The sequence below is a fragment of the Serratia sp. M24T3 genome (genome assembly GCF_000257645.1).
GTDB lineage: Bacteria > Pseudomonadota > Gammaproteobacteria > Enterobacterales > Enterobacteriaceae > Rouxiella.
In genome coordinates this window covers 26,868-37,873 of the sequence record NZ_AJHJ01000043.1, presented here as the reverse complement: position 1 = coordinate 37,873, position 11,006 = coordinate 26,868, and the positions used below count along the sequence as shown (strand labels likewise).

Here is an 11,006-nt window from a genome sequence, read left to right as displayed (position 1 = left end):
GACAGGGGCGCACTCGCGAAACCAACGCAGCTACAGCATCAAACGCGAAGGATATATTTACCCAAAGTCATTGGCGTTGTAGCAAGGCGGCAAGTGAGTAAGTCCCCGGGAGCTTACATAAGTAAGTGACCGGGGCGCACTCGCGAAACCAACGCAGCTACAGCGTCAAAGGCGAAGGGTATTAGCGTTTGAAGGAGTAAACCTCGCCGCCCTTGGCCTGCACCACCAGCTTGTCGCTTGCCACAATTGGCGCGCTCAGCAGGCCAGATGAGTCCACTTTCTGCTGGGCGACAAAGCGTCCGTCGTTAGTGTTCATCCAATGCAGATAACCCTCGGCATCGCCGACCACAATAAAGCCATTGTACAGCACTGGCGCGGTCAGGTTGCGGTGTAGAAGCGCACTCTGAGTCCAGATAGTCACGCCGCCTTCAGTGTTAAGGGCCATAACGCGGTCATTCTGGTCAACCATATAAATGCGGTCGCCGTCGACAACGATATTATTCACCGAGCCAACTTCACGTTTCCAGGCAATTTGGCCTGAGCGCAGATCCATTGCAACCAGATTGCCGTTGTAAGCAACAGTATAGATAACGCCGTTTGCGATAACTGGCGTGGTATCGATATCGCTCAGGCGGTCGATTTCAGTCGCTCCGCTCGGCTCAGAGATACGTTGCTGCCAAATCATCTGGCCTTCTTTCATCAGCACTGCGCTGACACGCCCGTTGTCGCCGCCGACGATAGCCGCACCAAATGCCGTAGCAGGGGCAGATTCGCCACGCAAGGACAAGGTTGGCATATCAAGGTTGGCGCTCCAGGCAACGGTCCCGTCTTTCTGGTTCAATGCCTGCAGAATGCCGTTACCGGTGTGGATTAATACCAGACCGTCGCTGACAACAGGGCGTGAAATCGCTTCACCTGCTACCGTGGTTTTCCAGGCAAGTTTACCGTCGGCCGTATTCAACGAGTAAACAACAGCTTTTTCACTGCCGATATACAGGTTGGAACCGTCAACAGTCACACCACCAGAAAGCTCGGCGGAAATGTTGCTGGAGAAGAAGCCAGGGTTTTCAGAGAGATCGACTTTCCACTTCTCTTTGCCGTTGTTGGCATCCAGCGCTTTTACGGTACCAAAACGATCGGCAGCGTAAATAGTGTTGTCTTTCCAGGCCGGGTGCAGGTGAGAGTAATACTCGCCTACGCCATCACCCACGGAAGTGCTCCACACTTCTGTCGGTGTGAACTGATTCTCAACCTTTGGCAGCGGAGACATTTTAACGACGTCTTCTTCGCTGTTAAACAGGGAACAGCCGCTCAGGAAGGCGACGGAAACTAATCCCACCAGGAGAGTTTTACGCAATTGCATCGGGGTTCCCCTTAGCTGGATAAATTATTCAATTTCATACGCAGCATAGTTTGCAGCGTTTGAGATGGCTTGGAATCAAGGCCTTTACTGTATGCATCCCTGGCACCTTTGGTGTCGCCCTTCGCGAGAAGAACATCACCACGTACCTCTTGTTGCATCGCCATCCAGCCGTCACCCTTAACATTGTCGAGGGTTTTCAGCGCGTCATCCAGTTTGTTTTCCTGCAACTGAACCCGTGCCAGACGGTAGTTAACCAGTGATAATAAATTTTCGTCTTTGGAAAGCTGGCTCGCCTGGTTCAGCTGCTTTTCAGCATTGGTAAAGTCTTTGGCCTGAACGAAGTGGTCAGCTAATTGCAAAGCTGCAAAAACGCCGTAGCTGTTGCTGTTGTTCTGGGCAAACTTCTCTAAATTGGCAACGCCGTCGGCTTTGTTATCCGTCAATGCGTTTGTAGCTTGCTGGAATGAGGCTGAGGCTTCTGTCAGAGCGGTATTCTCATGAGACTGCCAATAGCGCCATCCACCTAACGCAGCAATACCCAGCACGACACCAATGGCCAGCGCTTTACCGTTTTCGGCAAAGAAGCGGCGGACGGCATCAACCTGTTCATTTTCAGTGGTATAGACTTCCACGTGGTCCTTCTCCTTAACCTAACATCGAGGCCAGACGCACAGCCAAATCGCTTTGCGCCAGCGTTTCTTGCTCACCACTTTGCAGATTTTTAACTACTACCTGCTGAGCCGCGACTTCGTCCTCACCTAATACCAGGGCGATACGCGCCCCCCATTTGTCGGCGCGGGCAAACTGTTTTTTAAAGTTTCCGCCGCCGTAGTTAGTCATGACTTTAAGCTCTGGCAGTACATCACGCAGCTTTTCAGCCAGCTGCATAGCCGCACCTTGCGTACCCGTACCGGAAGAAATCACATAGGCATCGACCGTGGCAGGTGCTTTAAAATCAGGGTTAACCGCTTGAACCAACAGTACTAAACGCTCAAGGCCCATTGCAAAACCTACTGCCGGTGTAGCGCGTCCACCAAGTTGTTCAACCAAACCGTCGTAACGGCCACCGGCACACACGGTACCTTGCGCGCCAAGACTGGTCGTCACCCACTCGAACACTGTGCGGTTGTAGTAGTCCAAACCGCGCACCAGACGCTGATTAATCGTATATGGGATACCTGCAAGGCTTAAAAGTTCACACAGACCGGCAAAGTGTTCACGAGATTCTTGGTCGAGATAGTCTGCCAGCTCCGGCGCGCCGTTCAGCAAAGCCTGAACTTCTGGATTTTTAGAGTCCAGAACGCGTAACGGATTGGTGTACATGCGACGTTTACAGTCTTCGTCGAGCTGTTCTTTATGCTGTTCAAGGAAGGCAACCAGAGCATCACGATAGTTGGCACGAGCCTCCAGCGAACCAATCGAATTCAGTTCAAGAGATACGTTTTCCGCGATACCCAGCGCACGCCACCAGCGAGCACTAAGCATGATGAGCTCGGCATCGATGTCAGGGCCGTTAAGGCCAAACACTTCGACACCCAGCTGATTGAATTGACGATAACGACCTTTCTGCGGACGCTCATAGCGGAACATCGGACCGATGTACCACATACGCTGTTCCTGATTGTACAGCAGACCATGCTCGATACCGGCGCGAACGCAGCCAGCAGTACCTTCCGGACGCAGAGTCAGGCTTTCACCGTTGCGGTCTTCGAAGGTATACATTTCTTTTTCAACCACGTCGGTAACTTCACCGATCGCGCGTTTGAATAACGGGGTCTGCTCTACAATCGGCATACGGATTTCGCTATAGCCGTAAGTGCCAAGGACCTGCTTGAGCGTGCCTTCAATACGTTGCCATAAAGCGGTGTCGGCAGGCAGATAATCGTTCATGCCGCGGATAGCCTGGATGTTCTTTGCCACGTCAGTTCTCTATCTTTTTTATAAAAATGAACCCGATTATAGGTGTTTTGCATCCTCAGGTTCAATGCGGATACATCAACACTTCATATCGGGTTCAGATTAACTCAGCCCAAATGGGCAGGCGTGCCGGCATTGCGGCACGTGCTAAGGTTACTTTTCGAGATGATTGATAACAATGCGCTTACTTTGATCCATCAGAGCCGCTTTAGCCCGGATCTTGGCTTCCAGCTGATCGATCATCAGCTCATTATCGAATCTGTCTCTCTGACGAACGCCGTCTTCGTAGAAACCGCTTTTGTTGTGACCGCCAGTTACGCCAATAGTTGACACCAGTGCTTCGCCCGGACCGTTAACTACACAGCCAATAATCGAAATATCCATTGGAGTGATGATGTCTTCGAGACGTTGTTCCAGCGCGTTAACCGTGCCGATCACGTCAAACTCCTGACGCGAACAGGTCGGACAGGCGATGAAGTTGATCCCGCGCGATCGAATGCGCAGCGACTTGAGGATGTCGAATCCAACTTTGACTTCTTCGACAGGATCGGCAGCCAGAGAGATACGCAGCGTATCGCCGATCCCTTCAGACAGCAGCAGACCAAGACCAATGGCAGATTTAACCGAACCGGCGCGCAAACCACCAGCTTCAGTGATACCAAGATGCAGAGGCTGAACGATCTGCTTGGCTAACAAACGATAAGACTCAACGGCCAGAAAGACGTCAGAGGCCTTCACGCTAACCTTGAACTGATCAAAGTTAAGCCTGTCGAGGATATCGACGTGACGCATCGCGGACTCAAACAGGGCTTGAGGCGTAGGTTCGCCAAATTTTTCCTGCAGATCTTTTTCCAGCGAGCCACCGTTAACACCGATACGGATAGGAATATTTTTGTCGCGGGCGCAGTCAACAACCGCGCGAATACGCGATTCATTACCGATATTGCCTGGATTGATACGCAGGCAGTCAACCCCGTATTCGGCAACTTTCAGCGCGATACGGTAGTCGAAATGGATATCTGCAACCAATGGAACGTTAACCTGCTGTTTGATAAGCTTGAAGGCTTCAGCTGCGTCCATGGTTGGAACAGAAACACGAACAATATCGACGCCAACACGCTCAAGAGATTTAATCTGAGCAACGGTTGCCTCGACATCGGTGGTGCGGGTGTTGGTCATTGATTGCACCGCGATTGGTGCACCATCACCGACAGGCACCTTGCCGACGTAAATCCTTGTTGATTTGCGACGGGTAATGGGTGCTTGGTTATGCATTTTTACTCTTCTCCATCGTTGCCTATCTGCCTTGGTACATAAAGCTACAGCTGCGTTGTCTTCGTTTATTCACCCGACTTACTGACCGAGGTCAGCTCATCGGGATTCATTCACTCGTTGCCTTGCTGTAGCTTCAATGACCTTGCCAGCACTTTAGTATTATTACTGCGCAGCTAAAGTCAGACGAGCAACACGGTTTGATTTAACGAAACGGCTTAGATCAACCGGCTTACCTTGGTATTGAATATCAACCGCACCAGGTGCACCGATTTTCAACTTGTAAGGAGCTTTACCTTTAACACTCAGAGTTTCTCCTCCTTTCTTGATCCCGCTGAACAATGATTTGCCAGTGGCATCATCAATCTGCAACCAGCAGTTTGATTTAAAGGTCATGGTCACAGCGTCTGCATCAGCTGCAGCAGTAGTGGCCTGAGCATCGCCAGTAGGCAATGTAGAAGACGGGGTCTCAGCCGGAGCTGGCTGGCTGGTTTGATCCGCAGCAGGTTGCTGAGTCTGTGCAGTGCCAACATTGGTAGCAGAGCCTGGTGTCGTGTTCAGCGGAATCGAGTTCTGAGCCTGTGGAGCAGCAGCATTACCCGTAGAGGTATCGGCTGGAGCGGCTGGCTGAGCTGCGTTCGTTGCTGTGTTCTGTGAAGAAGTATCACCACTGTTCAGAGGAATAGACTGCCCCTGAGCGTTGTTCTGGTTCAGCTGCGCGGTCGATTGATCTGCCATATTGGCAATCTCTTCCTGCTGCGCTTGATGATTTTGCCACCACCATGCACCGGTCAGGCCGAGGACTACGAAAACAATAAGCCAGGTAAAGCCCATCAGCCAGCCATCGCGTTTTTTGCGTGACTTGCGTAATGAAACACCCTGCATAGACGCCACTTTTGGCACATTGATTGGCGCTTGCTTGCCAATTAACGTTGCCAACTCCTCTTCAGGAACGTGGACCAGTTTTGCATAGGAGCGAATGTAACCGCGCAGGAAAGTCGGCGCCAAGTCTGCCGGCGTAGTTCCCTCTTCGATTTGTCGAATAGTCGAAAGCTTCAGGCAAAGGCGTTCCGCCACAGCCTGATGGCTGAGTCCCAACTGCTCACGAGCTTGACGCAGGCGCTCGCCCGCTGTCACTTTAGTACTTTTATCTTGAGTGGCTTCAGTATTCATTAGCTAAGAAGTGCTGGTACTGTTGGGATTGTGGAAAATTCCGCGCAAGCTGCTTTCCATAACGTTGAACGCTATCTGGATTGCCGGCTAACGCCGCGAAACGAATTTGTAACATAAGACTGTCAGCGCTGGCCGGCAGAACATGTTGATAAACATCCAGTAAAAGTTGCGCGTCGGCGCGATTACCTTCCTTGTACTGCCTGTTGGCTTCAGTAATCAGCGGTGCGCCTTTGTCAGGATCGTGTTTCAAAGCCTGGCTCAGTAACATTTTTGCCTCATCATTCTGATTAGCCTTCAGAAAACAGTAGCCCGCATTTTCAAGGCTGTCAGCAACCGGACCGGAATCAGGCAAGCTGGCAGCGATGCTAAACTGCTGTTGTGACGGTACATACTGCCCTAAACTACACAAAAACGCACCGTAATTATTCAGGACGGTTCCATTTTGCGGAGCGAGCTTAAAGGCTTGCTGGTAGCGGCTTTGTGCAGCATCGTTGTTGCCGATTTTTTGCTCGTACAACGCCATCCCCAACTGGTTGCGATAATCCTGTGGCGATGAATCCACGGCCTGTTGCAAATTGACTTTAGCAGCAGGAATATTGCCCTGCTTCAAGTAATCCATTCCCAACTGAAGTTGCGTCTGAGGTGCGCCAGAGGCGGCCTCGACCGGCGGCTGCTTTGAGCTGGAACAGGCTGCCAGCAGGCAAACTGCCAGACTCGCGGCGAAAAATCCCTTCGACTGCCACTGCACTATCGCCATTCTAAACCCTTTTACCTGCTACCGATTAGAAGACAAACGCAAGCTTAAAATCGCAACCCTAAATTAGGTCGTTTGAGCTACAAAAGAAGCCTAATTACATGGATTTCATCATAATAGCGTCATTAGCCATTTTTTTCTTCAAAGTACGCTTGGTGCGGTCAATGACTTCACCTGCCAACTGACCGCAGGCTGCATCGATGTCATCACCGCGTGTTTTACGCACAATGACAGTAAAACCATATTCCATCAATACTTTAGAGAAACGGTCTATGCGGCTGTTGGAGCTACGTCCGTATGGAGCACCCGGGAAGGGGTTCCATGGGATCAGGTTAATCTTGCACGGAGTATCTTTCAGCTTTTCGGCCAACTCGTGAGCGTGCTCGGTACCGTCGTTGATATGATCAAGCATAACGTATTCAACGGTAACGCGTCCTTGATTCGCATTCGATTTACCCAAATAGCGATTTACCGAAGCCAGGAAGGTGTCGATGTTGTATTTACGATTAATCGGCACGATTTCATCACGAATAGTGTCATTTGGTGCATGCAGAGAGATTGCCAGCGCGACGTCGATCATATCGCCCAGTTTATCAAGAGCAGGAACCACACCGGAGGTTGAAAGCGTTACACGGCGTTTAGACAGACCAAAACCGAAGTCATCCAGCATGATCTCCATTGCAGGAACCACGTTGTTGAGGTTAAGCAGTGGCTCACCCATGCCCATCATCACCACGTTGGTGATTGGACGAGTACCGGCAATTTTTGCAGCACCGATAATTTTAGCGGCGCGCCAGACCTGACCGATGATTTCTGAAACACGCAGATTGCGGTTAAAGCCCTGTTGTGCGGTGGAACAGAAAGTACATTCCAGCGCGCAGCCTACCTGAGAAGACACACACAGCGTGGCGCGATCGCCATCAGGAATATAAACGGTTTCAACCTGCTGATTGCCAACCTGAATAGCCCATTTGATGGTGCCATCGGCAGAGCGTTGTTCCACGGCAACTTCAGGGGCGCGGATTTCGGCAACGCGTGCCAGTTTTTCACGCAGCGTTTTATTGATATCGGTCATATCCTCGAAATCATCGCTGCAGTAATGGTACATCCACTTCATAACCTGATCGGCACGAAACGGTTTTTCACCCATTTTGAGGAAAAACTCGCGCATTTGCTTGCGGTTCAGGTCCAGAAGATTAATTTTGGCGCTCACCGGTGCCGCAGATTTCTCAGCCAGTTCGGCTATGGCTGCGTTTTCTGCACGGATGACGTTCAGGGAGTCGATCTCGTTGGAACTAAGAACGGGGATATCTAATTCGATAGTATTCGACATGCTTTATTGGCCTCGTTGTTACACGTTATGGCTCGAAGGAAGTGCGGGTCGCGTTAACCCACCAATGCTTGTTGCTCAAACCACCAGAAAATAAACTGCGCCCCAAGAGCGTAACTCCTGGGGCGCAGTATTGTACAAATTTTAAGGCGGAGTAGCTATGAATGAAAGCCCGTCAATACAAAATTATTGTATCTGCGAGTGAATCCATCCTGGCCTACTCATGCCTGACTTCTTATTAACGAGCGCAGATTTCGCTTTCGTCGAAGAAGTAAGCGATTTCGCGCTGTGCTGATTCAACCGCGTCAGAACCGTGAACGGCGTTAGCAGTGAAGCTGTCAGCGAAATCAGCACGCAGAGTACCAGCCAGAGCGTTGTCTGGGTTGGTTGCGCCCATGATGTCACGGTTACGCTGAACGGCATTTTCGCCTTCCAGAACCTGAACAACAACTGGACCAGAGGTCATGAACTCTACCAGACCGTCGAAGAATGGGCGGCCTTTGTGCTCAGCGTAGAAGCCTTCAGCTTTTTCTTTGCTCAGACGGATCATTTTAGAAGCGATGATCTGGAAACCAGCACGTTCGAAACGAGCAGTGATAGCACCGATGTCATTGTTAGCAACGGAGTTTGGCTTGATGATAGAAAAAGTACGTTCGATAGTCATAAAAACCTCTGTCTGACTTAAGGTGGGGCCGGTTAATTTAAATGTTAACACTGCCGGAAAATGGCGCCGATTATAGGGGGCGAAGTAACGCTTGCCTACAGGAATAACAACATTTGATTAAAAATATATGTCACTGATTCACTTTTTGGCGCAAAAGCCGCATTTTCCATAAAGAATTTCATTAATCAAGGGTGAAATTCAGCGTGTTTACCTGACTGCCCTCATCAAGCACCGTGAGCTGGTACTTACCGGGCTGACTCAGGGTTGTCTGAAAATGTCGACTGTCCGCCCCGCTCGCGATTTGTTCGCCATTCAAAAACCACCAGCGCTGCCCTGATCCGCCCTGAGACTCAATGCGCAAATCAATACTGTTCTTGCCGGGCAATGGTCTGAGAATCGCGTTATCCCGGATCCCAAGCAATAACAGCGGCTGCACGGCCGGTTTGCCCAATGGTGGACAAAACGCGTCGTGGGCTGGCAACCGCTGACTGCGATGCTCCTCTTGCGGCAGCCACGGTTCCAGCGGAGTTGGCCAAAGGGCGATTTGCGAAGAGTGAGAGTCGGGACAGTTGGCGGCAACCTGCTTACCGTGCGAGTTTATCCACAACGTGATTAGACTGCCTTCCTGCGACTCCTGGCCGGGTGCTGCGAGCGTTGGCGGCACAGTGCCGTCTAATATCCAGCTATTACGTTGCTGTCGGCAGTTGGTATCCCCTGCAGGCAGCGGCTGACCACCGGGCCAGCAAAGCGTGGTGATACCCACGGATTTCGGGCGCGGATCGGCTACCGACATTCGTTGATTAAAACGCGTCGAGCCTGTGAGAAGGTTGTTCACCTGATTGAGTACCGGCACCGCTGTTGCATAGCCAAACTGCCCTGCAACCGGCGTTGCGTCGGGTCGCCCTACCCAAACGCCGATGATATAACCCGGATTGACGCCCATCGCCCAGGCATCTCGATAACCATAACTGGTGCCGGTTTTCCAGGCTAATTGAACACTGCCGGGCAAGGTATCATCGGGCTGGGGTTGAGCCTGTCCGCCTAAAATTCGTCGCACAATCCACGCAGCACCCGGTGACATAAGCCTGCGCTCGATTAAAGGCTGCCGAGGTTCAAAACGTAATCTTGCTACATTTCCACCGCGTGCAAAAGCGCTGTAGGCCTCAACAAGCTGGTCGAGCCGCGCGCCGGTACCACCTAAAATCACTGCCAGACTGGGGTCACTGTTAGGTGGAAAACGCAGTGCTACCCCGGCATTGCGTAAGTTGGCGGTAAAACGCTTTGGCCCATAGGCATCGAGTAATTGAACCGCGGGGAGATTCAGCGACCTGACCAGCGCCTCACTGGCACTGACCGGCCCGTGAAAACCGGTGTCAAAGTTGCCGGGACGATAATCGCCAAAACGCCGTGGGACATCCTGAAGCAATGATTCTGCCGCAATAAGGCCATCATCCAGCGCCAGACCATAAAGCAGCGGTTTAAGGGTTGACCCCGGCGAACGCCAGGCACTGACCGCATCGACCTGGCCGAAGCGGCTGTCGTCTTTAAAATCCACCGACCCCAGATAAGCCTTTACCTTCATGGTAGAACTTTCAACAACGATCACGCCTACGGAGGTTTTCGACGGCAGCTGGTTCTTCCAGCCTGCCGCCAACTCCTCAAGTTGTCGCTGTAAGGTGGCATCAATCGTGGTGGTTATCACGTCGAGATGATTATGATTAGTCAGCCGCCTTGCCAGCAGCGGAGCCAGTTGCGGCACCTGACGCGGCGCCAGCCAGATTGACTCCTGTCGAATATCATCAACCCTTTTCTGCGACCAGACGTGATACTCGGCCAATCGGGCGAGTACCTTGTCTCGGGCAGCCCTGGCTCGTTCTGGAAAACGGTCCGGACGTAAGCGGCTCGGCGCCTGCGGTAATACCGCCAGCAGCGCAGCCTCTCCCGGTGTCAGCTCTGAAGGTGGCTTGCCCAGATAGGTCCAGCTCGCTGCGGCGATTCCCTGCAAAGTCCCGCCATAAGGTGCGCGGTTAAGATAAATTTCGAGGATCTGCCGTTTTGATAGCATCCATTCCAGCTGAAAGGTGCGTGCAATCTGGCGTAATTTACCTGCGAAAGTACGTGGATGTGGACTGATAAGTCGGGCCACCTGCATTGATAATGTACTACCGCCAGAAACAATGTCGCCGTCGCGAATATTTTGCCAACTGGCGCGCAGCAGCGACAGGGGATTAATGCCGGGATGATCCCAAAACCAGCGGTCTTCATAAGTCAGCAGCGCCTGTAAATAATAAGGCGAAACCTCTTCAAGACGCACAGGATAGCGCCATACCCCCTGAGCGTCGGCATAGCGCCAAAGCGGCGTGCCGTCTTCTGCCGTGACGACCCGGGCAACCGGCAGTTCCTGCAAAGGAAGCGGCCAGATGCGGTTTGCCGCCCACAGCAGCGCGGCTCCCATTACCAGCAGCAACAGGAAGAATCGCACGACTCTGAACCCAAAAAAGGTTCGCACGCCCTCCGCCTGGCTCATTGCTTT

General features: G+C 51.9%; 9 protein-coding genes. All 9 read right to left on the bottom strand.

The window, feature by feature from the left end; all coding sequences use genetic code 11:
* Positions 1-181: 181 nt before the first annotated feature.
* Positions 182-1,363, bottom strand: a complete 1,182-nt coding sequence (bamB, locus tag SPM24T3_RS21595) for an outer membrane protein assembly factor BamB (protein ID WP_009638960.1) — start codon at positions 1,361-1,363, stop codon at positions 182-184.
* An 11-nt stretch (positions 1,364-1,374) separates the two neighbouring features.
* Positions 1,375-1,995, bottom strand: coding sequence for a YfgM family protein (locus SPM24T3_RS21590; protein WP_009638959.1), 621 nt, complete (start codon positions 1,993-1,995; stop codon positions 1,375-1,377).
* Positions 1,996-2,008: 13 nt separating this feature from the next.
* Positions 2,009-3,283, bottom strand: coding sequence for a histidine--tRNA ligase (gene hisS / locus SPM24T3_RS21585; RefSeq protein WP_009638958.1), 1,275 nt, complete (start codon positions 3,281-3,283; stop codon positions 2,009-2,011).
* Between the two features lie 150 nt (positions 3,284-3,433).
* Positions 3,434-4,555, bottom strand: a complete 1,122-nt coding sequence (gene ispG, locus SPM24T3_RS21580) for a flavodoxin-dependent (E)-4-hydroxy-3-methylbut-2-enyl-diphosphate synthase (RefSeq protein ID WP_009638957.1) — start codon at positions 4,553-4,555, stop codon at positions 3,434-3,436.
* 162 nt (positions 4,556-4,717) lie between these two features.
* Complete coding sequence (rodZ, locus tag SPM24T3_RS21575) at positions 4,718-5,725, bottom strand: cytoskeleton protein RodZ (RefSeq protein ID WP_009638956.1); 1,008 nt, start codon at positions 5,723-5,725, stop codon at positions 4,718-4,720.
* Positions 5,715-6,482 (bottom strand): type IV pilus biogenesis/stability protein PilW, encoded by a 768-nt coding sequence (gene pilW / locus SPM24T3_RS21570; protein WP_009638955.1) that lies wholly within the window; start codon positions 6,480-6,482, stop codon positions 5,715-5,717. The genes rodZ and pilW overlap by 11 nt, the downstream gene beginning before the upstream one ends.
* A 94-nt stretch (positions 6,483-6,576) precedes the next feature.
* Positions 6,577-7,812 (bottom strand): bifunctional tRNA (adenosine(37)-C2)-methyltransferase TrmG/ribosomal RNA large subunit methyltransferase RlmN, encoded by a 1,236-nt coding sequence (locus SPM24T3_RS21565; RefSeq protein ID WP_009638954.1) that lies wholly within the window; start codon positions 7,810-7,812, stop codon positions 6,577-6,579.
* 235 nt (positions 7,813-8,047) lie between these two features.
* On the bottom strand, positions 8,048-8,473 hold the full coding sequence (gene ndk / locus SPM24T3_RS21560; RefSeq protein ID WP_009638953.1) for a nucleoside-diphosphate kinase: 426 nt from the start codon (positions 8,471-8,473) through the stop codon (positions 8,048-8,050).
* A 181-nt stretch (positions 8,474-8,654) separates the two neighbouring features.
* The gene (gene pbpC / locus SPM24T3_RS21555) at positions 8,655-11,000 is read right to left on the bottom strand and encodes a peptidoglycan glycosyltransferase PbpC (RefSeq protein ID WP_009638952.1); all 2,346 of its coding nucleotides are present in this window, start codon (positions 10,998-11,000) and stop codon (positions 8,655-8,657) included.
* Positions 11,001-11,006 lie beyond the last annotated feature (6 nt).

What these genes read in the sequence shown, in the direction of transcription:
- pbpC (WP_009638952.1), bottom strand. Translation starts at nt 11,000, where the DNA reads ATGAGCCAGGCGGAGGGCGTGCGAACCTTTTTTGGGTTCAGAGTCGTG.
- ndk (WP_009638953.1), bottom strand. Translation starts at nt 8,473, where the DNA reads ATGACTATCGAACGTACTTTTTCTATCATCAAGCCAAACTCCGTTGCT.
- SPM24T3_RS21565 (WP_009638954.1), bottom strand. Translation starts at nt 7,812, where the DNA reads ATGTCGAATACTATCGAATTAGATATCCCCGTTCTTAGTTCCAACGAG.
- bamB (WP_009638960.1), bottom strand. Translation starts at nt 1,363, where the DNA reads ATGCAATTGCGTAAAACTCTCCTGGTGGGATTAGTTTCCGTCGCCTTC.
- rodZ (WP_009638956.1), bottom strand. Translation starts at nt 5,725, where the DNA reads ATGAATACTGAAGCCACTCAAGATAAAAGTACTAAAGTGACAGCGGGC.
- ispG (WP_009638957.1), bottom strand. Translation starts at nt 4,555, where the DNA reads ATGCATAACCAAGCACCCATTACCCGTCGCAAATCAACAAGGATTTAC.
- pilW (WP_009638955.1), bottom strand. Translation starts at nt 6,482, where the DNA reads ATGGCGATAGTGCAGTGGCAGTCGAAGGGATTTTTCGCCGCGAGTCTG.